Source organism: Pseudomonas sp. R4-35-07 (assembly GCF_003852235.1).
Taxonomy (GTDB): Bacteria; Pseudomonadota; Gammaproteobacteria; order Pseudomonadales; family Pseudomonadaceae; genus Aquipseudomonas.
This window is the reverse complement of the sequence record NZ_CP027732.1, coordinates 4,380,340-4,402,294: the sequence shown is the minus strand read 5'-3', so window position 1 is coordinate 4,402,294 and position 21,955 is coordinate 4,380,340. Positions and strand designations below refer to the sequence as shown.

Annotated in this window: 19 protein-coding genes; 16 read left to right on the top strand and 3 right to left on the bottom strand. The window is 60.8% G+C overall.

From position 1 onward, the window contains the following. The first annotated feature begins 6 nt into the window (after positions 1-6). From cheR to C4J89_RS20000, 6 genes are all read left to right on the top strand, one after another. Positions 7-834 (top strand): protein-glutamate O-methyltransferase CheR, encoded by an 828-nt coding sequence (cheR, locus tag C4J89_RS20025; protein ID WP_124364034.1) that lies wholly within the window; start codon positions 7-9, stop codon positions 832-834. A 307-nt stretch (positions 835-1,141) separates the two neighbouring features. Further along, the gene (gene flgB / locus C4J89_RS20020) at positions 1,142-1,549 is read left to right on the top strand and encodes a flagellar basal body rod protein FlgB (RefSeq protein WP_057726450.1); all 408 of its coding nucleotides are present in this window, start codon (positions 1,142-1,144) and stop codon (positions 1,547-1,549) included. A gap of 3 nt (positions 1,550-1,552) precedes the next feature. Further along, entirely contained in the window at positions 1,553-1,996 is a 444-nt protein-coding gene (gene flgC / locus C4J89_RS20015; RefSeq protein ID WP_024076985.1) for a flagellar basal body rod protein FlgC, read from the top strand. A gap of 16 nt (positions 1,997-2,012) precedes the next feature. Then, positions 2,013-2,732 carry a flagellar hook assembly protein FlgD gene (gene flgD, locus C4J89_RS20010; RefSeq protein ID WP_124368045.1) on the top strand — a complete coding sequence of 240 codons (720 nt, stop codon included), beginning with the start codon at positions 2,013-2,015 and terminating at the stop codon, positions 2,730-2,732. Between the two features lie 31 nt (positions 2,733-2,763). Then, a complete protein-coding gene (gene flgE / locus C4J89_RS20005; protein ID WP_124364032.1) occupies positions 2,764-4,074 on the top strand; it encodes a flagellar hook protein FlgE in 1,311 nt (436 codons plus the stop codon). A gap of 174 nt (positions 4,075-4,248) precedes the next feature. Next, the gene (locus tag C4J89_RS20000; protein ID WP_372238954.1) at positions 4,249-5,289 is read left to right on the top strand and encodes a hypothetical protein; all 1,041 of its coding nucleotides are present in this window, start codon (positions 4,249-4,251) and stop codon (positions 5,287-5,289) included. 94 nt (positions 5,290-5,383) lie between these two features. Here the strand turns inward: C4J89_RS20000 and C4J89_RS19995 are convergent, their stop codons facing one another. Beyond that, positions 5,384-8,275: a ribonucleoside-diphosphate reductase subunit alpha gene (locus tag C4J89_RS19995; RefSeq protein WP_124364030.1), complete on the bottom strand. Its 2,892-nt coding sequence runs from the start codon at positions 8,273-8,275 to the stop codon at positions 5,384-5,386. Positions 8,276-8,849: 574 nt separating this feature from the next. Here C4J89_RS19995 and C4J89_RS19990 point away from each other — a divergent pair. Both C4J89_RS19990 and C4J89_RS19985 read left to right on the top strand, forming a co-directional pair. Further along, positions 8,850-9,575, top strand: a complete 726-nt coding sequence (locus C4J89_RS19990; protein WP_124410596.1) for a response regulator — start codon at positions 8,850-8,852, stop codon at positions 9,573-9,575. Then, a complete protein-coding gene (locus tag C4J89_RS19985) occupies positions 9,572-11,182 on the top strand; it encodes an ATP-binding protein (RefSeq protein ID WP_124415404.1) in 1,611 nt (536 codons plus the stop codon). Before C4J89_RS19990 ends, C4J89_RS19985 begins: the two co-directional genes overlap by 4 nt. A gap of 81 nt (positions 11,183-11,263) precedes the next feature. Here C4J89_RS19985 and C4J89_RS19980 read toward each other — a convergent pair whose 3' ends face one another. After that, positions 11,264-11,980, bottom strand: coding sequence for a 4'-phosphopantetheinyl transferase (locus C4J89_RS19980; protein WP_124415403.1), 717 nt, complete (start codon positions 11,978-11,980; stop codon positions 11,264-11,266). 138 nt (positions 11,981-12,118) lie between these two features. Between C4J89_RS19980 and C4J89_RS19975 the strand changes: the two genes are divergently transcribed. Genes C4J89_RS19975 through C4J89_RS19965 form a run of 3 tightly spaced genes read left to right on the top strand, consistent with a single transcriptional unit; the run spans position 12,119 to position 14,466 of the window. Then, the gene (locus C4J89_RS19975; RefSeq protein ID WP_124364026.1) at positions 12,119-12,427 is read left to right on the top strand and encodes a hypothetical protein; all 309 of its coding nucleotides are present in this window, start codon (positions 12,119-12,121) and stop codon (positions 12,425-12,427) included. An 18-nt stretch (positions 12,428-12,445) separates the two neighbouring features. Then, positions 12,446-13,123, top strand: coding sequence for a response regulator (locus C4J89_RS19970; protein ID WP_010208358.1), 678 nt, complete (start codon positions 12,446-12,448; stop codon positions 13,121-13,123). Next, entirely contained in the window at positions 13,120-14,466 is a 1,347-nt protein-coding gene (locus C4J89_RS19965) for an ATP-binding protein (RefSeq protein ID WP_124415402.1), read from the top strand. The genes C4J89_RS19970 and C4J89_RS19965 overlap by 4 nt, the downstream gene beginning before the upstream one ends. A 138-nt stretch (positions 14,467-14,604) precedes the next feature. Here the strand turns inward: C4J89_RS19965 and C4J89_RS19960 are convergent, their stop codons facing one another. Then, entirely contained in the window at positions 14,605-15,603 is a 999-nt protein-coding gene (locus tag C4J89_RS19960; protein WP_124364024.1) for an AraC family transcriptional regulator, read from the bottom strand. Positions 15,604-15,943: 340 nt separating this feature from the next. Between C4J89_RS19960 and C4J89_RS19955 the strand changes: the two genes are divergently transcribed. The 5 genes from C4J89_RS19955 (at position 15,944) to C4J89_RS19935 (ending at position 21,881) form a co-directional block, all read left to right on the top strand. Beyond that, positions 15,944-17,275 carry a dicarboxylate/amino acid:cation symporter gene (locus tag C4J89_RS19955; RefSeq protein ID WP_124415401.1) on the top strand — a complete coding sequence of 444 codons (1,332 nt, stop codon included), beginning with the start codon at positions 15,944-15,946 and terminating at the stop codon, positions 17,273-17,275. A gap of 253 nt (positions 17,276-17,528) precedes the next feature. After that, on the top strand, positions 17,529-17,996 hold the full coding sequence (locus tag C4J89_RS19950) for a (2Fe-2S)-binding protein (protein WP_124405028.1): 468 nt from the start codon (positions 17,529-17,531) through the stop codon (positions 17,994-17,996). Then, positions 17,993-20,314 carry a xanthine dehydrogenase family protein molybdopterin-binding subunit gene (locus C4J89_RS19945; RefSeq protein WP_124415400.1) on the top strand — a complete coding sequence of 774 codons (2,322 nt, stop codon included), beginning with the start codon at positions 17,993-17,995 and terminating at the stop codon, positions 20,312-20,314. The genes C4J89_RS19950 and C4J89_RS19945 overlap by 4 nt, the downstream gene beginning before the upstream one ends. After that, the gene (locus tag C4J89_RS19940; protein WP_124415399.1) at positions 20,314-21,300 is read left to right on the top strand and encodes an XdhC family protein; all 987 of its coding nucleotides are present in this window, start codon (positions 20,314-20,316) and stop codon (positions 21,298-21,300) included. Before C4J89_RS19945 ends, C4J89_RS19940 begins: the two co-directional genes overlap by 1 nt. After that, positions 21,297-21,881, top strand: a complete 585-nt coding sequence (locus C4J89_RS19935) for an NTP transferase domain-containing protein (RefSeq protein ID WP_124415398.1) — start codon at positions 21,297-21,299, stop codon at positions 21,879-21,881. The genes C4J89_RS19940 and C4J89_RS19935 overlap by 4 nt, the downstream gene beginning before the upstream one ends. Positions 21,882-21,955 lie beyond the last annotated feature (74 nt).

The window sequence follows — 21,955 nt, the reverse complement described above, 5'->3', positions numbered from 1 at the left end:
GTATCATTGTCTACGGGTAATTTGGATTTCGAACAGTTCCGGGTCTTCCTGGAAAAAGCCTGTGGCATATTGCTCGGTGAAAACAAGCAATACCTGGTATCCAGCCGTCTCAACAAACTGATGGAACAGCAGGGCATCAAGTCCCTGGGTGAGTTGGTCCAGCGGATCCAGGGGCAGCCGCGCAGCGGGCTCAAGGAGATGGTGGTCGATGCCATGACCACTAACGAAACCCTGTGGTTTCGCGATACCTACCCGTTTGAGGTGCTCAAGAACAAAGTGCTGCCGGCGGCCATCAAGGCCAGCCCGGGCCAGCGCCTGCGTATCTGGTCGGCGGCGTGCTCTTCCGGACAGGAACCGTATTCGATCTCGATGTCCATCGACGAGTTCGAACGGACCAACATGGGACAGTTGAAGGCCGGCGCGCAAATCGTCGCGACCGACTTGTCCGGCACCATGCTCACCAACTGCAAGACGGGTGAATACGACAGCCTGGCCCTGGGCCGGGGTTTGTCTCCGGAGCGTCTGCAGCGCTACTTTGATCCGAAAGGGGCAGGGCGCTGGGCGATCAAGGCGCCGATCAAGAATCGCGTGGAGTTTCGCTCGTTCAACCTGCTCGACAGCTACGCCAGCCTGGGCAAGTTCGACATGGTGTTCTGCCGCAACGTGCTGATTTATTTCTCGGCCGAAGTGAAGAAGGACATCCTGTTGCGCATCCATGGCACGCTCAAGCGTGGGGGGTATCTGTTCCTCGGCGCTTCGGAAGCCTTGAACGGATTGCCGGATCACTACCAGATGGTGCAGTGCAGCCCGGGAATCATCTACCAGGCCAAATAACACAGTTTACGCGGTAAAAATGTGGGAGGGGGCTTGCTCCCGATCGCGTGGGTCAGTCAGCTATTCATGACATGACACATCGCTATCGGGGGCAAGCCCCCTCCCACATTTGTTTGCCACCATCCCACCGGAAGCGGCAAATTGTATTGCCGCTTTACTGGCGCCACGCGGAAAGTACTTGCCGCTTTTCTGGCATTGCCGCCGGCAACCTCCCCGCCAGCCCTTGATATACGGGACCCTCGCAGATTGGCATGCACCTTGCTATAGCCCTGTTAACGAATAGCAGGTCAGCCTAAAGGTTTCCGCCATGAGCATCAGCTTCGATAAAGCGCTCGGTATCCACGAACAAGCCCTGGGCTTCCGCGCCCAGCGTGCCGAAGTCCTGGCCAACAACATTGCCAACGCCGATACCCCGAACTACAAGGCTCGGGATCTGGACTTCTCCGCCGTGCTCGCCGCGCAGCAGGACAAGACCAAGAACGGCACCTTCGCCTTGAACATGACCAACAGCCGTCATATCGAAGCGCAAGGCCTTAGCAGTGGTGACGAGTCGCTGCTGTATCGCACGCCAATGCAGCCATCGATCGACCAGAACACCGTCGATGCCCAGCTGGAACAATCGAACTACGCCGAAAATTCGGTGAATTTCCAGGCCAGCTTTACCCTGCTCAACAGCAAATTCAAAGGGCTGATGTCAGCCCTGCGTGGAGAATAAGCCATGTCCCTGTCCAGTGTTTTCAATATTGCCGGCAGTGGCATGAGCGCGCAGACCACGCGTTTGAACACCGTCGCCAGTAACATCGCCAACGCCGAGACTGTGTCTTCAAGCATTGACCAGACTTACCGCGCCCGGCATCCAGTATTCGCCACCATGTTCCAAGGCGGCCAGAGCGGTGGCAGTGATTCGTTGTTCCAGAACCAGGATGCCGCCGGTCAAGGCGTACAGGTGCTGGGTGTGGTCGAAGACCAGAGCAACCTCGAAGCGCGTTACGAGCCCAACCATCCGGCGGCGAACGAAAAGGGTTACGTCTATTACCCCAACGTCAATGTGGTCGAGGAAATGGCCGACATGATTTCCGCCAGTCGCTCGTTCCAGACCAACGCGGAAATGATGAACACCGCCAAAACCATGATGCAGAAGGTCCTGACCCTGGGTCAGTGATAAGGGGCGCCAAATAATGGCCATCGTTGATACGTCGAACAATACGGCAGTCCAGGACCTCTTCAACTCCAAGGTCAAGGACGCTTCAAACAATGTAGCGAATGTTTCCAAGGCCGCCACCGGCGACCAGGCCCTCGGCAAGGATGCATTCCTGCAACTGCTGGTGACCCAGCTGAAAAACCAGAACCCCTTGTCGCCACAGGATAACGGTGCGTTCGTGGCCCAGCTGGCGCAGTTCAGCAGCCTGGAAGGCATCAACACCCTGAATGACTCGGTGAATAACATCTCGAGCAACTTCAGTTCTTCCCAGGCGCTGCAGGCTTCGTCGCTGGTCGGACGCTCGATCATCACCCAGACCGACAAGGCGCTGGTCGATACCAGCAAGAGCATGACCGGTTCGGTGGCGGTGACAGCGGCGACGGGCAACGTCTCGGTCAAGATCACCGATAAAGACGGCAACGTGGTGCGCACCCTCGATCTGGGCGCCCAGAGCGCAGGGACTTCGGACTTTATCTGGGATGGCAAGAACGAAGCGGGTGAGGTGGCCCCGGCCGGTACTTACACCTTCGCGGCCTCCACCAAGAATGACAAGGGCGACGCGGTTGCCCTGGCCACTTCGCTGCCGGCAACCGTCACCAGCGTGACGCTGAGCAAGACCGGCGGCGAGATGCTGCTGAACCTGGCAGGCGGCATGGGCAGCGTCAAGCTGTCACAAATTCAGACTATCGGTACATAGAGCCGGCTAAATACGGCAGAGGGAGAGAAACATGTCTTTTAATATCGGCCTTAGCGGCCTCTATGCGGCCAACAAACAACTGGACGTGACCGGCAACAACATCGCCAACGTCGCGACCACGGGTTTCAAGTCGTCTCGTGCAGAGTTCGCGGATATCTACGCAGCGTCCAAATTGGGCACCGGCCAGAACAGCATCGGCAATGGTGTCAACCTGGCGGCGGTATCCCAGCAATTCACCCAGGGTGACGTTAACGGCAGCGGCGGTATCCTGGACATGGCGATCCAGGGCGGTGGCTTCTTCGTACAGAAGGGCAGCGACGGCTCGCTGGAGTACACCCGCAGCGGTGCCTTCCGTGCCGACAAAGACGGCTTCATCACCAACAACACGGGTACCTCGCGCCTGCAGGGTTACGCGGCGGATGATGACGGCAAGATCATCAAGGGCGGGCTCACCGACCTGCAACTGAACCTGACTAACCTGCCGCCCAAGGCGTCCACCAAGGTGGACTCCACCAGTAACCTGAATTCCTCGGAGCCGGTGATCGACCAAACGGCCAAGCCGTTCGACCCCACCAAGACCGATACCTTCACCACTCAATACAGCACCACTTTGTACGACTCCCAGGGCAACGCGCACCCAATGGTGCAGTACCTGGTGAAAACCGACGGCAACAAATGGAATGCCTACACCCTGATCGACGGTCGCAATCCTGATGGTTCGGCACCGACGGGCACCCCATCGACCCCCCCTGTGGCGTCGACATTGACCTTCGATGGCGCGGGCAAACTCACCAGCGTGGTGACCGGTGGTGTGTCCGATAAGACGCTCACCGTTGCAGGCTGGGTGCCGGGCACAGTGACTAATGGTGTGTGGAAGGCTAACGGCGCGAACGCCAACCCGGGCGGGATTGCCGTCAACATGGCCAACATTACCCAATACAATTCGGCCACCTACCGTAACCCTCCGGTCACCGATGGCTATGCCACCGGCCAGATCACCGGCCTGAAGATCGACGGCAACGGCGTAATGTTCGCCACCTTCAGCAATCAGCAGAGCAAGGCCATCGGCCAGATTTCGCTGGCCAGCTTCAACAACGAACAAGGCCTGCAACCCGGCGGCAGCACCACCTGGAAAGAGACCTTCGCTTCGGGCCAGCCTGGGTACGACACTCCGCAAGCCGGCACACTGGGTTCGATCGTGGCCAACTCCCTGGAGAACTCCAACGTCAACCTGACCAACGAACTGGTGGACCTGATCAAGGCCCAGAGCAACTATCAGGCGAACGCCAAGACCATTTCCACCCAGAGCACCATCATGCAGACCATCATTCAGATGACGTGATGCGTTAGCGCTCCACAAGAAGCCCCTCGTAAGAGGGGCTTTTTTGTGCGTGTAAGAAAACATCCGCCGACCCATAAGGTTATGCGCTGAATTGTTTGGCGAGGAACGCACCGTACCCGTCTTGCCACTGATCGGACCAGAGCCTGAGAGGTTCACCAATCATGGGGGCGCGGTATGTGGTGTTCAGGGGGTTTCGGTCCAGGGGCAGGGCGCGCAGTTCTTGGGCCCAGGGGCGCGCGCAGGCAGGCATCCGCCACGCCGGCTGACGAGGTAGCCGCAGTCAGGAAGCTGCTCAACGACATGTTTGATGCGCAGCAAACAGGTAAGACGCAAGCGGTGCAAGACGCCCGGGATAAATTGAACAAGCTGCGTGAACAGCTGGGTGATAAAAAACTCGAGGAGATGCTTAACAAGCTCATCGACAACAACGATGACAAGTTTCTCGAATTTCTACGGCGGCTGTTGAAGGAGTTGTTTCCCGATGAAGATGTAACGCCACCCGCGCCATCGCCCACGCCGCCAGGCGGCCGTGGAGGCGGTGGGGGTGGACGTAGAGTCAACCCGGGTGGGTTCGGGCCCAGCGAGTCTACGAGTAACAAGCCAATCACCGAAGGCTCGAGGCATTTCAATTACAAGCCCGACAACAGTAATCCCGGGAAGAAACCCGACAATATCTGGAGCGGTTTCAGCCAAGGACCTGATGGTAACTGTGTCACCGTTTCTGCCATAAAAGCCGCCATGATGCAGTTCGGTCAAAAACCTACAGACGTCTTCAAGGACGTTAAAGAGACGAGCAAGGGGTATGACGTCACGATGCGAGATGGCTTCAAGCTTTCACTGACCAAGGATGAGGTGAGGCAGGCGGCGACACACGCTCGTTTCAAGGGCGATGACCCGGCGATGATGACAAATGCCAATTTTATGTACGCCGCGAGTGCCAAGCGGGCGCAGATGGAAAACAATGATGGCACCGCCGGGCGCAGCTTTCAGGCTGCGATGAACAGCCTTAACGATGGTGAGTATTCACGCGAGGGTCTTGACCGCTTGGGTCTGAAAGGTCATTACCGGCCTGCGACTGATGCCGACTTGAGAAATAGCAAGGTAGGAACCGTAGAGTACGGCGGTCACTCAATGGCCGTGATCAACGGCAGGATTGAACTGTGGGGGCGCCGCGGCGGTGTGCCCCAGTCGGGTATTGCGACCATATTGTTCTAGGGAATATTTTGTTGAATGAAAAAAGCCCCCGATACACTGAAAGCGCATCGGGGGCCTTACAACCTTGAGCTGTTAAACCCAGGGTCGGCTCAGCTTATTGGCAAGCTTCGCAATCCGGCTCGTCAATCGCACAAGCCTTCGGCACCGGTGCCGGGCCGGCAGGCGCAGCGAGTACCGAATCATCACCATGGTTGCCGCTGGAAACAGCGTTGAGCTTACCGGTGTTGATGGTCGACTTCTCGGTGCTGGTCGCGGCCAGGGCACGGAGGTAGTACGTGGTTTTCAGGCCACGGTACCAGGCCATGCGGTAGGTCACGTCGAGCTTCTTGCCCGAAGCGCCGGCGATGTACAGGTTCAGGGACTGCGCCTGGTCGATCCACTTCTGACGACGGCTGGCGGCGTCAACGATCCACTTGGTGTCCACTTCGAACGCAGTGGCGTAGAGCTCTTTGAGTTCCTGCGGGATGCGCTCGATCTGCTGCACCGAACCATCGTAGTACTTCAGGTCGTTGATCATCACCGAGTCCCACAGGCCGCGGGCTTTCAGGTCGCGGACCAGGTACGGGTTGATCACGGTGAATTCGCCCGACAGGTTCGATTTCACATACAGGTTCTGATAGGTCGGTTCGATCGACTGCGAAACGCCAGTGATGTTGGCGATGGTCGCGGTCGGTGCGATGGCCATGATGTTGGAGTTACGAATACCTTTCTGCACACGGGCACGTACTGGCGCCCAGTCCAGGGATTCTTCCAGGTCAACATCGATGTACTTCTGGCCACGTTGCTCGATCAGGATCTGTTGCGAATCCAGCGGCAGGATGCCCTTGGACCACAGCGAACCCTGGAACGTCTCGTAGGCGCCGCGCTCGTCGGCCAGGTCGCAGGACGCCTGGATTGCGTAGTAACTGACCGCTTCCATGGACTTGTCGGCGAACTCGACGGCAGCATCGGAACCGTAAGGAATGTGCTGCAGGTACAAAGCGTCCTGGAAGCCCATGATGCCCAGGCCGACCGGACGGTGCTTGAAGTTGGAGTTCTGCGCCTGTGGCACCGAGTAGTAGTTGATGTCGATCACGTTATCGAGCATGCGTACGGCGGTGTTGACAGTGCGTTCCAGCTTGGCGGTGTCCAGCTTGCCGTTGACGATGTGGTTCGGCAGGTTGATCGAGCCCAGGTTGCAAACGGCGATCTCGTCCTTGTTGGTGTTCAAGGTGATCTCGGTGCACAGGTTCGAGCTGTGGACCACGCCGACGTGCTGCTGCGGGCTGCGCAGGTTGCACGGGTCTTTGAAGGTCAGCCATGGGTGGCCGGTTTCGAACAGCATGGACAGCATTTTGCGCCACAGGTCTTTGGCCTGGATGGTCTTGAACAGCTTGACCTTGCCTGGGTACTCGGTGAGGGCTTCGTAGTACTCATAGCGCTCTTCGAAGGCCTTGCCGGTCAGGTCGTGCAGGTCCGGCACTTCGGATGGCGAGAACAGGGTCCACTTGCCGTCATCGAAGACACGCTTCATGAACAGGTCAGGGATCCAGTTGGCGGTGTTCATGTCGTGGGTACGACGACGATCATCACCGGTGTTCTTGCGCAGCTCGATGAACTCTTCAATGTCCATGTGCCAGGTTTCCAGGTAGGCACACACAGCGCCTTTGCGCTTGCCGCCCTGGTTTACGGCTACGGCGGTATCGTTCACTACTTTGAGGAACGGCACGACGCCCTGGGATTTACCATTGGTGCCCTTGATGTACGAACCCAGTGCACGCACCGGCGTCCAGTCGTTACCCAGGCCACCGGCGAATTTGGACAGCATGGCGTTGTCGTGGATCGCGTGGTAGATGCCCGACAGGTCATCCGGCACGGTGGTCAGGTAGCAGCTCGACAGCTGTGGACGCAGGGTGCCGGCGTTGAACAGGGTCGGCGTGGACGACATGTAGTCGAAGGACGACAACAGGTTGTAGAACTCGATCGCACGGTCTTCCTTGTGCTTCTCTTCGATCGCCAGGCCCATGGCCACGCGCATGAAGAACACTTGCGGCAGTTCGAAGCGGATCCCGTCCTTGTGGATGAAGTAACGGTCGTACAGGGTTTGCAGGCCCAGGTAGGTGAACTGCTGGTCGCGCTCGTGGTTGATCGCCTTGCCGAGTTTTTCCAGGTCGAAGGTGGCCAGGATCGGGTTCAGCAATTCGAATTCGATACCCTTGGCGATGTAGGCGGGCAGCGCCTTGGCGTACAGGTCAGCCATCTCGTGGTGGGTGGCGCTGTCGGCCACGCCCAGGAAACCCAGGCCTTCGGCGCGCAGGGTGTCCATCAGCAGGCGCGCGGTGACGAACGAGTAGTTCGGCTCACGCTCGACCAGGGTACGGGCAGTCATCACCAGGGCGGTGTTGACGTCGGTCAGGGCCACGCCGTCGTACAGGTTCTTCAGGGTTTCGCGCTGGATCAGGTCGCCGTCGACTTCTTCCAGGCCTTCGCAGGCCTCGGTAATGATGGTGTTGAGGCGGCCCAGGTCCAGCGGCGCAAAGCTGCCATCGGCCAGGGTGATGCGGATCGAAGGATGCGCCTGGACGGATTCGGCGGCCGGCGCGTGCACGGCACGTTCCTTGGCCCGGGAATCACGGTAGATCACGTAGTCACGGGCAACTTTCTGCTCGCCGGCACGCATCAGGGCCAGTTCGACCTGGTCCTGGATTTCTTCGATGTGGATAGTGCCGCCCGATGGCATGCGACGCTTGAAGGTCGCAGTCACTTGTTCGGTCAGGCGTGCAACCGTGTCATGGATGCGCGACGAGGCGGCAGCGGTGCCGCCTTCAACTGCAAGAAACGCTTTGGTGATGGCGACGGTGATTTTGTCATCGGTGTAAGGAACGACAGTGCCGTTACGCTTGATCACGCGCAATTGGCCAGGTGCAGTGGCGGCCAGATCCATATTCGAATCAGCGGCCTGCGGCACGGAGCCCTGCGGGTTCTCGCGAGTTGTGTCGGTTTGCATGGGGGGTTGTCTCCACGTTCTATATTTGATTGCGAGTGCCAGGCTTTCCTGCAACACCCGTACCGTTTTCCATGACTTGGATGAAAAACAGCTGCCATCCGCGTGAGCGGTTTGGTCTACTGATAATCGGTTGGTTCCACGCTGTGCTAGCAATAAAACGCTTGAATTTCGAGCTGCTTATGTGGTTGGGCGCTTATTTCCAAAACCCTACATGTAGGGTCTCTGGAAGTGCCGAGGTACAAGATAATGCGTTTTGGGGGGCTTAGCAACGCACTACCTGTGGATAACGCTGTGGGTAAAATGTGTATGAATCATGGAACGCCCGTGTAGGCCGCAGTACTGCTGGATTACGCCGCCTGTCACCGAATATTTCCAGGCAAAAACTGTCGGTTGGATTTTTGAGGGCGCGAACCCTATCACAAAAAAACGCCATGACCGAATGGATTTCCAGGCTTGTGTTCAGGGGTTAGCCCGTGGCTACAATCGACCCTCGTTATGCCCTCAATACATGACAACCAGGGTATGCCTCGACCGTGTCGACCATCAGCATTTCTTATAACAATGAGGACACCGCGTGGAGCAAGAACCCTGGCAGATATTGATTGTCGAGGACGACGAGCGGCTGGCCGAGCTGACCCGCGAATACCTGGAGAGCAACGGCCTGCGGGTGTCAGTGGAGAACGACGGCGCCCAGGCCGCAGCGCGCATCGTCGCCGAACAGCCGGACCTGGTGATCCTCGACCTGATGCTGCCGGGCGAAGACGGCCTGAGCATCTGCCGCAAGGTGCGCGAGCGCTATGAGGGCGTGATTCTGATGCTGACGGCGCGTACCGATGAGGTGGACCAGGTGCTCGGCCTGGACCTGGGCGCCGACGACTACGTGTGCAAACCCGTGCGCCCGCGCTTGTTGCTGGCACGCATCCAGGCCCTGCTGCGGCGCAGCGAGCCGGCGTTACCGGTTGTGGTGGAAAACCAGCGCCGCCTGCAATTCGGCCCGCTGGTGGTGGACAACGCCTTGCGCGAGGCCTGGTTGCACCAAAAGGGTATCGAACTGACCAGTGCCGAGTTCGACCTGCTGTGGTTGTTGGTGGCGAATGCCGGGCGCATTCTCTCGCGCGAAGAAATCTTCATTGCCCTGCGTGGCGTTGGCTACGACGGCCAGGATCGCTCGATTGATGTGCGCATCTCACGTATTCGCCCGAAGATCGGCGATGACCCGATCCACCCGCGCCTGATCAAGACCATCCGCAGCAAAGGCTACCTGTTCGTGCCTGAAGCCGCCGCCGATATGCCCCTGTGAACTCGATCTTCCTGCGCATCTACGGCGGCATGTGCGCCGCGCTGATCCTGGTCGCGCTGCTGGGCGTACTGGCGCTGCACTTGCTCAACGATGTGCGCAGCGACCAATACCGCGAGCGCCTGGCCCACGGCACCTTTGCGCTGATGGGCGACAACCTGCAGCCCATGAGCGCCCTCGAGCGCCAGCGTGCATTGGCGGTGTGGGAACGATTGCTGGGCATCCCGCTGCAGTTGCGCACCTTCGCTGATGCACAGCTGGACCTGAGCCAGCGCAAGCGTCTGCAACGTGGTCAGGTCCTGGTGGAACAGACCGGGCCCCATGCCGCGCGCGTAGTGCGCCTGGTCAGCGAACCGGAGCAATTGGTGCTCACCGGCGAAGTGCAGCAAATCAGCGAGCAATTGGCCCGCGCCACGATCTACCTGCTGGCCGACGAACTGGTGCGGTTTCCGGTGGCCGAGCAGCCGCAACGTTTGGCTGACCTCAAGCAGGCCAAGGGCTTTGGTTTCGAGATGCATCTGATGGCCCTCGACCAGGCCGATATGGACGACGACCAGCGCCGTCGCGTGGCGGAAGGCGATACGGTGATGGCCCTGGGCAAGGGCGGTGATTCGATCCGCGTGTTCGCCGGCATGGTCGGCACGCCGTGGGTGCTGGAGATCGGCCCGCTGTATCAAATGAATCCGTACCCCGCGCAATGGCTGGTCCTGATCGCCCTGATCGGTCTGACCCTGATCGGTTTGATCGTCTACCTGTTGGTGCGTCAGCTCGAGCGCCGGCTCAAGGGGCTGGAGGCGGCGGCCACGCGGATCGCCAAGGGCAATCTGGAAGTTCGCGTACCGGCCCGTGGCGCCGATTCGGTAGGGCGGCTCGCGGCCGCGTTCAATGGCATGGCCGAGCACCTGCAACAATTGCTGGCGATTCAGCGTGAACTGGTGCGTGCGGTGTCCCACGAGCTGCGCACGCCGGTAGCGCGCCTGCGCTTCGGCCTGGAGATGCTTGGCGATGCCACCACGGCCGAGGCGCGGCGCAAATACTTGGAGGGCATGGACGGGGATATCCAGGACCTGGACGGCCTGGTGGATGAAATGCTCACTTATGCGCGCCTGGAGCAGGGCGCGCCGGCGTTGAACTTCCAGCGCGTCGATCTCGACGCGTTAATTGATCAGGTGGTCGGCGAATTGTCGCCACTGCGCCCGCAGGTCAGCGTCAGCCGGGGTACCTGCCTGTCATCGGCGCATTGGCAGGATGCCTGGGTCGATGCCGAACCCCGCTACCTGCATCGCGCGTTGCAGAATCTGGTGAGTAACGCCATGCGCCACGCCAAGGGCCAGGTGCTGATCAGTTATCAGGTAGGGCAGGTGCGTTGCCGTATCGATGTGGAAGACGATGGTCCCGGCGTACCGGAAAGCGCCTGGGAACGCATCTTCACACCCTTCCTGCGCCTGGACGACAGCCGCACCCGCGCCTCGGGCGGGCATGGCCTGGGCTTGTCGATTGTGCGGCGGATTATCCATTGGCATGGCGGGCGGGCGTTGATCAGCAAGAGCAACAACCTGGGCGGCGCGTGTTTCAGTCTGAGCTGGCCCAGGGATCAGGAGAAACGCTGATATCGCCATCGGGGGCAAGCCCCCTCCCACATTTGGAATGCATTCCCCTGTGGGAGGGGGCTTGCCCCCGATGACTGTCTATCAAGCGCCGACAGCCACCAGGCTCAACAACTGCTCCCCCTCCACCACAAACTGCCCAACCAGCTCCTTGCCATGACACCACTCACTGGACAGGTCCGTCAGCAACCGCAGCCGCACCTGTCCCGCCAGTGACCACTCCACCACCTCGGCATGCTCAAAATAGAAGCGCTTCTGCACGATCGGGTAGAGTGCCTTGAACAAACTCTCCTTGGCCGAAAACGTGAGTGTCACCAGCAAGGCAATTTGCTCACGGGGCAGGGCCGCCATGCGCTGCAGTTCATCCACGGTGAGAATTTCGCCCGCCAGGCGTTCCGCCCGTTCCAGCGCGAGCAGGTTCTCCAGGTCCATCCCCAGCCCGCGCCATTGCGCCTTATGCCCGACAATTGCTGCGGCGTGCCCGGTGCTGTGGGTAATGGAGCCGCTGATATGACCTGGCCAGATCGGCGCGCGGTCTTCACCGATGGCCGGGATGCAATTGAGATTATCCAGTCGTTGCAGCGCTTCGCGGGCGCACAGGCGGCCGGCGAGGAATTCCGCCTGACGCTTGACCACCGAGCGCTGGATGCTCGCCGGTGGCGGCACGGCGCTGCGCTGAAAATCCTCAGGGTTCAATAAGGCCGGGTCGAAACGCGTGCTCAAGAATACGGTGCCCGGCAAGGGAGCAGGCAGCGGCCAATCGGCATCGAGTGGGGTACAACAGGCGGGTAGGGGCATCATGCGCGACATTTTGCCGAGTTGGCGCGCCAGTGCATAGCCCGTTGCGGTTATGGCCGGGTTCAGAGCCTGTTCAGGGGGAGTTCAGGGGCGCTTGCGTAGTCTTGACGTTACAGCCTAAACGCGTACGAGGTAACGACCATGACTGCGATCAAGAAGCTGATGTTGGCGTTGACCATGCTCAGTGCCACCGCCGGCGTGCAAGCCAGCGATAGCAGCTTTGCCGGCTTTGGCCGCGAGAAGAACAGGAAATCCAGCAACCTGATCCAGCGTGTCAGCTTCGAAGAAGTGAGCATTCAGGCCGCCCCGTGGGGCCAGTCGCTGAGCGCCGGCGCCCCAAAACCGGGCTACCGCACCGGCTACGCGCTTGAGTCGGGCCACTACAATGGCATTAAACTGCGCCCGCAAGACGTGCAGGGCCGCTATGATATCCCTCGGTCGGACTGTTGAATTGCCTTGGAGAGCCTTATGAAATTGCTGGTGGTGGAAGATGAGGCGCTGTTGCGTCATCACCTGTTTACCCGCCTGACCGACAGCGGCCACGTCGTCGAGGCTGTGGCCAATGCCGAGGAAGCCCTGTACCAGACCGGCCAATTCAACCACGACCTGGCGATCATCGACCTGGGCCTGCCCGGCATGGGCGGACTGGACCTGATCCGGCAACTGCGCACCCAGGCCAAGACCTTTCCGATCCTCATTCTTACCGCCCGTGGCAACTGGCAGGACAAAGTCGAAGGCCTGGCTGCCGGTGCCGACGACTACGTGGTCAAACCGTTCCAGTTCGAAGAGCTGGAGGCGCGGATGAACGCCTTGCTGCGCCGCTCCAGCGGCTTTACCCAGTCCACTATCGTTGCCGGCCCGCTGCTGCTGGACCTCAATCGCAAGCAAGCCTCGCTGGATGAGCAGCCGCTGGCGCTGACTGCCTATGAGTACCGGATCCTCGAGTACCTGATGCGCCATCATCAACAAGTGGTGGCCAAGGACCGCTTGATGGAGCAGCTGTATCCCGATGACGACGAGCGCGACCCGAACGTCATCGAAGTGCTGGTCGGTCGCCTGCGCCGCAAGCTGGAAGGGCCGGCCGGGTTCAAGCCGATCGACACCGTGCGGGGCCTGGGCTACCTGTTCAATGAGCGCTGCCGTTGATTCGCTCGCTACGCGTACGCCTGATGCTGGCCGCCGCCACCCTGGCGGTGCTGTTCATGCTGGGCTTGCTGCCCGCCATGCAAGGCGCGTTCAGCCTGGCATTGCAGGATTCCATCGAGCAGCGCCTGGCGTCGGATGTGACCACCTTGATCTCTGCGGCACGCGTGGAAAATAACCGGCTGCTGATGCCGGCGCAGTTGCCCGATGAGCGCTTCAACCTGACCGACAGCCGCCTGCTCGGCTATATCTACGACCGTGAAGGCCACCTGGTGTGGCGTTCGCGGGCGACCCAGGAAGAAAACATCAACTACAAGCCGCGCTACGATGGGCGCGGCAACGAATTTGCGCGCATTCGCGAGGCCAACGGCCAGGAATTTTTCGTCTACGACGTCGAGGTCCGGTTGCTGGGCGGCAAAAGTGCGGCCTTCAGCATCGTCGCCCTGCAACCGGTGCGCGAGTACCAATTGACCCTCGAAGGCCTGCGCGAGAATCTCTACCTGGGGTTCGGCGCGGCGTTGCTGGTGCTGCTGACGTTGCTGTGGCTTGGCCTGACCTGGGGCCTGCAGGCCTTGCGGCGGCTGAGCCAGGAACTGGACCAGATCGAAGGCGGCACCCGCGAAAGCCTCAGCGAAGAACATCCCCGGGAACTGCTGCGCCTCACCGGTTCCCTCAACCGTTTGCTGCACAGCGAACGCGAGCAGCGTGCGCGCTATCGCGACTCTCTGGATGACCTGGCCCATAGCCTGAAAACCCCGCTGGCGGTACTGCAGGGGGTCAGCGAAGACATGGCCCAGCGCCCCGAAGAACGCAGCCAGGCCTGGGTGCTACAATCGCAAATCGAGCGCATGAGCCAGCAGATCGGCTATCAATTGCAGCGCGCCAGCCTGCGCAAGAGCGGCCTGGTACGCCACCAGGTCCGTCTGGAACCGGTGCTGCAAAGCCTGTGCGACACGTTGGACAAGGTCTACCGGGACAAACGCGTCACCGTCTCCCTCGAGCTGCCCGACGAGTGCGACGTGCCCATCGAGAAAGGCGCCCTGCTCGAAATGCTCGGCAACCTGCTGGAAAACGCCTATCGCCTATGCCTGAGCGAAGTGCGCATCAGCCTGGTGGAAAACCTCGAGGGCATTGAGTTGTGCATCGAAGACGACGGCCCCGGCGTACCACCGGATCAGCGCGCGCGGATTCTGCAGCGGGGCGAGCGGCTCGATCGCCAGCATCCAGGACAGGGGATCGGGCTGGCGGTGGTCAAGGACATCATTGAAAGCTATCACGCACGACTGACCCTGGGTGATTCGGCGCTGGGTGGCGCGGCGTTCAGGATTCATTTTCCCACCGTGTGATCGGTAGTGATTGGGCTGGCGCTATCGGGGGCAAGCCCCCTCCCACAGTGTGAATGTATTCACAAATCAAACTGTGTGAACCCAGTCAAATGTGGGAGGGGGCTTGCCCCCGATGAGGCCCTCTCCCACGACACCCATCTAATTCTCCTGCGCCCGATAGGCCCCCGGCGTCAGCCCCGTCCACTTCTTGAACGCCCGATGAAACGCCGACGGCTCGGAGAAGCCCAGTTGTTCGGCGATCTCCTGTAATGACAAATCCGCTCGCCCCAAATGGTAGATGGCGATGTCCCGCCGCAGCTCATCCTTGAGTGCCTGAAAACTGCTGCCTTCTTCGCGCAAATGCCGACGCAGGGTCTGTGGGCTGATATGCAAGTGCTGGGCAACGGCTTCCAGGTCTGGCCAGGGCGTGCGGTCGCGGCTCAACAGGCGGCGCAACTGGCTGCTCAAGCTGTCGCCTTCATCCGGGCGTGACAGCAGGTCGGCGGGGGAGCGCTCGAGAAAGTGCTTGAGGGTGCGCTCGTCCTGCAACAGCGGCAGGCTCAAGTAGCGGGCGGGGAACACCAGGCTGCTGTTCGGTGCACCGAATACCAGGGGGCAGGGGAACAACAGGTCATATTCATTGGCGTGTGGCGGCATCGGGTAGCTGAACGTGGTCTGGTGCAACCGGATGCGCTGTCCGATCAGCCAACTGCCCAGGCGATGCCAGATCACCAGCAGGCATTCGCTGAGAAAGTGGTCGGGGTCCCAGAGTTGCGAGTCGTCCAGGCTCAAGCGGGCCATGTCGCCTTCCCGTGTCAACTGCCAACGCGGGCCGTGTGGGAATAGGCTATAAAACAATAAGCCGCGTTCCAGCGCCTTCTCCAGCGTGCGGCAATGAATCAGCGCATGGCACATCATGGCAAAGGTGCCGCGCTTGCTTGGCCCGTCGGCGAAACCCAGGTATTCGTCATCCAGCGCCAGCCAGAGCAGTTGCAGCAACCGGGTAAATTGCTCCGGAGCGATACGCGCACGGGGTTCGTTCAGCAGTTCGGGGGTGATGCCCGCCTGCTGCAACAGGCCCGAGTAGTCGTAACCGCCCCGACGCGCGCCCTCCAGGGCGGCGCGGGCGAAGTGACTGGCGATGGTGCGTTCACGCATGACAGGGCCTCGTCCATGGGAGTGGCGATGGTAGTCATCACCCGACGAGGCGACAAGGCGGATATCCGCCAAATTGCAGGACGCAATTGGGCAGCTAGGCGGAAATCCGCCACCTGGTTCGTGACCCGAGCAGGCCCCGGTAAACCTTCGGGCCTGATGCCTAAAGGCCTTCAGGGTATTTAGCGCAAAGTGGCGCGCCGTTTGCAATAAGGATGACAGCGCAGGCTTGTTTCTACAAACCTCGCAAACAACAAATCCCTCCAGTGCAGGAGGGTTCGCAATTCAAGTGCCGTGGGCAATGGCGGATATTTGCCACACGGGACGATTGAGGAACTTTGCAATGACGACTCGTCAGCCAATCTACAAATCCCTGTATTTCCAGGTGATCGTTGCAATCGTTATCGGTATTTTGCTTGGTCACTTCTACCCGCAGACCGGCGTGGCCCTCAAGCCACTGGGTGACGGCTTTATCAAGCTGATCAAAATGGTCATCGCCCCGATCATTTTCTGCACCGTGGTCAGCGGCATCGCTGGCATGCAAAGCATGAAATCTGTCGGCAAGACCGGCGGCTATGCGTTGCTGTACTTCGAAGTGGTTTCCACCATCGCGTTGCTGATCGGCCTGATCGTGGTCAACGTCGTGCAACCGGGCGCCGGCATGCACATCGACGTGGCAACCCTGGACGCTTCCAAAGTCGCCGCCTACGTGACGGCCGGTAAAGACCAGAGCATCGTCGGCTTTATCCTCAATGTGATCCCTAACACCATCGTCGGCGCCTTCGCCAACGGCGACATTCTGCAAGTGCTGATGTTCTCGGTGATCTTCGGTTTCGCCCTGCACCGCCTGGGTGCCTACGGCAAGCCGGTGCTGGACTTCATCGATCGCTTCGCCCACGTGATGTTCAACATCATCAACATGATCATGAAGCTCGCGCCAATCGGTGCCCTGGGCGCCATGGCATTCACCATCGGCGCTTACGGTGTGGGTTCCCTGGTGCAGTTGGGCCAGTTGATGATCTGCTTCTACATCACCTGCCTGCTGTTCGTGCTGGTGGTGCTCGGTGCTATCTGCCGCGCCCACGGTTTCAGCGTGATCAAGCTGATCCGCTACATCCGTGAAGAGCTGCTGATCGTCCTGGGCACGTCGTCTTCCGAATCCGCGCTGCCACGCATGCTGATCAAGATGGAGCGTCTGGGCGCGAAGAAATCCGTGGTCGGCCTGGTGATCCCAACCGGCTACTCGTTCAACCTTGACGGTACCTCGATCTACCTGACCATGGCCGCCGTGTTCATCGCCCAGGCGACCGACACCCACATGGACATCACTCACCAGATCACCCTGCTGCTGGTGCTGCTGCTGTCCTCCAAGGGCGCTGCGGGCGTGACGGGCAGTGGTTTCATCGTACTGGCTGCTACCCTGTCGGCCGTCGGCCACTTGCCAGTTGCCGGCCTGGCGTTGATCCTGGGTATCGACCGCTTCATGTCCGAAGCCCGTGCGCTGACCAACCTGGTGGGTAACGCAGTGGCCACCCTCGTTGTGGCCAAGTGGGTCAAGGAACTGGACACCGACAAGCTGCAAAGCGAGCTGGCATCCGGCGGTACCGGTATTTCCGACACCCGCCAGGAAGACGACCTGGGCGTGGCCGAAGGCCCTGCACCTGTGGTCAAGTAAGCCACTGATGGCGTGAACCCGCGCCGCTCGGTTATCCGCAAACGCCCCGATCCGTTCGGGGCGTTTGCGTTTGCGCCGCTGACTTTCGAGCGTTTTGGTTTACATTACGTGGATGCTCCACCAAAGGCCCGGTGAAGACCTGTCTTCACAAGAGAGCCTCCTCAGCCTGAGCCAATCTGTGCGCACCGAACCGCGTGACCTCTTGCAACAGATTGCTCGCCCCTAACCATGCAATGAACAGGCGGGCGTGCCCATGATTACCCTGAAACTCAACGGCCAAGACCATCAACTGGACGTCACCGAAGATATGCCGCTGTTGTGGGCGATTCGCGATGTGGCGGGCTACAACGGCACCAAGTTCGGTTGCGGCATGGGCCTGTGCGGCGCCTGCACCATCCACATCGACGGTGCGCCCGCACGCAGTTGCATCACCCCGATTGGTGCGGTCAAAGGCCAGGCCATCAGCACCATCGACAACCTGCACACCGATCCTGTCGGCCAGGTGGTGCAGCAAGCCTGGCTCGACACCGCCGTGGCCCAGTGCGGCTATTGCCAGGGCGGGCAGATCATGTCAGCCACCGCGTTGCTGAAAACCCACCCCAACCCCAGTGATGAACAGATCGAAGAGGCCATGGTCGGCAACATTTGCCGCTGCGGCACCTACAACCGGATCAAAACCGCGATCCGTCAGGCGGCCACGCACCTGGGGGCCAAGGCATGAGCCGGTTACCCGCTGATTTCGTACTGAATAACCTCAGTCGTCGCGGCTTTCTCAAAGGCGCGGGGGCCACCGGTGTGCTGGTGATCGCTGCCAGCTGGGGTCTGCCTGACGCCTTCGCGGCTGATGCGGTCAAGCCATATGGCGGCGATGCAATGCCCCATGGGCTGATCGATGACCCCAAGGTCTACGTCAGCATCGCCACCGACGGCACGGTGACCGTGGTCTGCAACCGTTCCGAAATGGGGCAGGGCGTGCGCACCAGCCTCAGCCTGGTGGTGGCCGATGAGCTGGAGGCCGATTGGGCCAAGGTGAAGGTCCAGCAAGCGCCGGGTGATGAGGTGCGTTATGGCAACCAGGACACCGATGGCTCGCGCAGCATGCGCCATTGGTACGAGCCGATGCGGCGTTGCGGCGCCAGTGTGCGGGCGATGCTGGAGCAGGCCGCTGCCGAGCAGTGGAAGGTGCCGGTCAGCGAGTGCCGTGCGCAATTGCACAAGGTGATCCACCAACCTAGCGGTCGTGAGCTGGGCTATGGCGAGTTGGCCACCGCGGCCGGTGCGCTGGCCGTTCCCGCACGCGACAGCCTGCGGCTCAAGCAGCCGACGGAATTTCGCTATATCGGCAAAGAAGGCGTCAAGGCCATCGATGGCGTCGACATCGTCAACGGCAGCGCCGTCTACGGTGCCGACGTGCATATCGACGGCATGCTCTATGCCACCATCGCACGGCCGAAGGTATATGGCGGCAAGGTCAAATCCTTCGATGCCAGTGCCGCGATGAAAGTCCCGGGGGTGATCAGGGTGCTGGAAATCGAAAGCCGGCCGATCCCCTCCGAATTCCAGCCTCTCGGTGGCGTGGCCGTGGTGGCCAGCAATACCTGGGCGGCGATCAAGGGCCGTGACGCGCTGAACATCGTGTGGGACGACGGCGTCAACGCCGGCTACAACTCCGTCGATTACCGCAAGGAGCTGGAGGCCGCCGCCCGCCAGCCCGGCAAAGTGGTGCGCAACACCGGCACCCTCGACCAGGCCATGGGCGATGCCGACAGCACCTTGGAGGCGGCCTACTACCTGCCGCACCTGGCGCAGTCGCCGATGGAGCCGATGGTCGCCGTTGCCCGTTTCGACAAGGGCCAGTGCGAAGCCTGGGCGCCGAGCCAGGCACCGCAAGTCACTCGCGAGCGTATCGCTGAGCGCCTGGGCGTGCCCTTCGATAACGTCACGGTGCACGTGACCTTGCTGGGCGGTGGTTTCGGGCGCAAATCCAAGCCGGACTTCATCATCGAAGCCGCCGTGCTTGCCAAACAGTTTCCGGGCAAAGCCGTGCGGGTACAGTGGACCCGTGAAGACGATATCCACAATTCCTACTTTCATACCGTGTCCGCCGAATACCTCAAAGCCGGCCTGAACAAGGACGGCCTGCCTGCCGCCTGGCTGCACCGTACGGTAGCGCCGAGCATTACCGCGCTGTTCGCGCCGGGCATGAACCACGAAGCGGCATTCGAACTGGGCATGGGCTTTACCAATATGGCCTACGCCATTCCCAACGTGCGCCTGGAAAACCCTGAAGCGGCGGCGCATACCCGTGTGGGTTGGTACCGTTCGGTATCAAACATTCCCCACGGTTTTGCCATCCAGAGTTTTGTCGATGAGCTGGCGCACAAGGCCGGCCAGGACCCGTTGCAGTACCAGCTCAAGTTGCTCGGCCCGGACCGTCAGATCGATCCGAAAACCTTGAGCGACGAGTGGAACTACGGCGAATCCCCCGAGCGTTACCCGATCGACACCGCGCGCCTGCGTGGCGTACTGGAAACTGCCGCCAAAGCCGCCGGCTGGGGGCGCAAGCTACCCCAGGGGCGTGGGCTGGGGCTGGCGGTGCACTACAGTTTCGTCACCTATGTGGCAGCGGTGATCGAAGTGGAAGTCAAAGACGACGGTACGCTGATTGTGCACAAGGCCGATATCGCCGTGGACTGCGGCCCGCAGATCAACCCGGAACGCATCCGCTCGCAGTTCGAGGGCGCGTGTGTGATGGGCCTGGGCAACGCGGTGCTGGGCGAGATCAGCTTCAAGGACGGTAAGGTCCAGCAGGACAATTTTCATATGTACGAAGTGGCGCGTATGTCCCTGGCGCCCAAGCAGATCGCCGTGCACCTGGTGACTCCGACCGGCGAGGTGCCGTTGGGCGGTGTCGGCGAGCCCGGCGTACCACCGATTGCGCCGGCGTTGTGCAACGCGATCTTCGCAGCGACCGGCCAGCGCATCCGTAACCTGCCGGTACGCTATCAATTGCAGGGTTGGCAGGAGGCGAAAGCCTGATGGACAGTGTGGATCTGAATGTCTTGCGCAGCGTGCTGCAATGGCGCCGCGCCGGGCAACGCGTGGTGTTGTACAGCGTGGTGCAGACGTGGGGCAGCGCGCCGCGCCCACCGGGGGCGATGTTGGCCTTGCGCGGCGACGGGGTGGTGATCGGCTCGGTGTCCGGCGGCTGCATCGAGGACGACTTGATCGCACGCCTGCAGGATGGCCGTTTACCCGCCGACGGCCCGCCCGTGCAGTTGGTGACCTACGGCGTTACTCGCGATGAGGCGGCGCGTTTCGGCCTGCCTTGCGGCGGCACGTTGCGCCTGACCGAAGAACGGGTGGACGAGTGGGCCTGGGTTGAGCAATTGCTGGCGCGCTGCGAGGATCATCAGATTGTCGCGCGGGAGCTGAACCTGGCCACCGGCGAAGTGACCCTCACCCCTGCGAGCAAGACCGACGTGGTGACCTTTGACGAGCAGTGCTTGCGCGCCATCTATGGGCCGCGCTGGCGCCTGTTATTGATTGGCGCTGGGCAGCTGTCGCGCTACGTTGCGGAAATGGCGCGCCTGCTCGACTTCGAAGTACTGATCTGCGACCCGCGCGAAGAGTTTGTCTACGGTTGGGAGGAACAACACGGCCGCTTTGTGCCGGGCATGCCCGATGAAGCGGTGCTGAATATCCAGACCGACGAGCGCACGGCGATTGTCTGCCTCACCCACGACCCGCGCCTGGACGATATGGCGTTGCTTACGGCGTTGAATTCCAGCGCGTTCTACATTGGCGCCCTGGGCTCGCGGGTCAATACGCTGAAACGTCGGGAAAACCTGGCGGCGCTGGGCTTGTCGGCGGAGGCGATTGCGCGCTTGCATGGGCCCATCGGATTGCACATCGGCAGCCATACGCCGGCGGAAATCGCATTGTCGCTCATGGCGGAAATCGTCGCGATCAAGAACGGCGTGGCGCCCCTGCAGAAAAAGCCGCTGCCGGTGGCTGCCCAGTGACAATGACGGCAATAGTGCTGGCGGCGGGGCAGGGCAGTCGCTTCCGCGCTGAGGCCGGCGCCGACTGCGATAAATTGCTGGCCGATTGCGTCGGCCTGGACGGCGTGACGCGGCCTGTGATCGAGCAGGTATTGGTGAACCTGCCGGTGACGCTTGTTGAGCGTTGGGTGGTGACTTCACCGGAACGCCTTGAGGTGATTCGGTTGGCAGAGGCACATGGTTGTAACGTCCTGCTGCTGGAATCGGCCGGTATGGGCGATAGCATTGCCGCCGCTGTCACGGCCAGTGCTTCGGCAGAGGGCTGGCTAGTGGTACTGGGGGATATGCCGTTTATTCGTTCCGCGACGATCGAGCGTGTGCTGGCCGATCCGGGAAGCATCACTGTGCCGGTGCATGCCGGACAGTATGGGCATCCAGTCGCTTTCGGCCGTGTATTTGGGCCTGCATTGATGGCATTGGCCGGCGACCGTGGCGCGAAGGCTTTGTTTGCACTGGCACAGGTGCGAGGCGTGCCGGTGGATGATCCTGGCGTGCTATGGGATGTGGATGTGCCGCAACAGTTGAGTTTCAGCGCCGACTGAATGTGGGAGGGGGCTTGCTCCCGATAGCGGTATGTCAGCTCATGGAGGTGTTGGCTGATCCACCGCTATCGGGA

Bases quoted from the DNA above. Each gene is read 5' to 3' on its own strand.
- flgB (WP_057726450.1), top strand. From the start codon at position 1,142: ATGAGCATCAGCTTCGATAAAGCGCTCGGTATCCACGAACAAGCCCTG.
- flgC (WP_024076985.1), top strand. From the start codon at position 1,553: ATGTCCCTGTCCAGTGTTTTCAATATTGCCGGCAGTGGCATGAGCGCG.
- flgD (WP_124368045.1), top strand. From the start codon at position 2,013: ATGGCCATCGTTGATACGTCGAACAATACGGCAGTCCAGGACCTCTTC.
- flgE (WP_124364032.1), top strand. From the start codon at position 2,764: ATGTCTTTTAATATCGGCCTTAGCGGCCTCTATGCGGCCAACAAACAA.
- C4J89_RS20000 (WP_372238954.1), top strand. From the start codon at position 4,249: ATGTGGTGTTCAGGGGGTTTCGGTCCAGGGGCAGGGCGCGCAGTTCTT.
- C4J89_RS19995 (WP_124364030.1), bottom strand. From the start codon at position 8,275: ATGCAAACCGACACAACTCGCGAGAACCCGCAGGGCTCCGTGCCGCAG.
- C4J89_RS19980 (WP_124415403.1), bottom strand. From the start codon at position 11,980: ATGATGCCCCTACCCGCCTGTTGTACCCCACTCGATGCCGATTGGCCG.
- C4J89_RS19975 (WP_124364026.1), top strand. From the start codon at position 12,119: ATGACTGCGATCAAGAAGCTGATGTTGGCGTTGACCATGCTCAGTGCC.
- C4J89_RS19970 (WP_010208358.1), top strand. From the start codon at position 12,446: ATGAAATTGCTGGTGGTGGAAGATGAGGCGCTGTTGCGTCATCACCTG.
- C4J89_RS19960 (WP_124364024.1), bottom strand. From the start codon at position 15,603: ATGCGTGAACGCACCATCGCCAGTCACTTCGCCCGCGCCGCCCTGGAG.
- C4J89_RS19955 (WP_124415401.1), top strand. From the start codon at position 15,944: ATGACGACTCGTCAGCCAATCTACAAATCCCTGTATTTCCAGGTGATC.
- C4J89_RS19950 (WP_124405028.1), top strand. From the start codon at position 17,529: ATGATTACCCTGAAACTCAACGGCCAAGACCATCAACTGGACGTCACC.
- C4J89_RS19945 (WP_124415400.1), top strand. From the start codon at position 17,993: ATGAGCCGGTTACCCGCTGATTTCGTACTGAATAACCTCAGTCGTCGC.
- C4J89_RS19940 (WP_124415399.1), top strand. From the start codon at position 20,314: ATGGACAGTGTGGATCTGAATGTCTTGCGCAGCGTGCTGCAATGGCGC.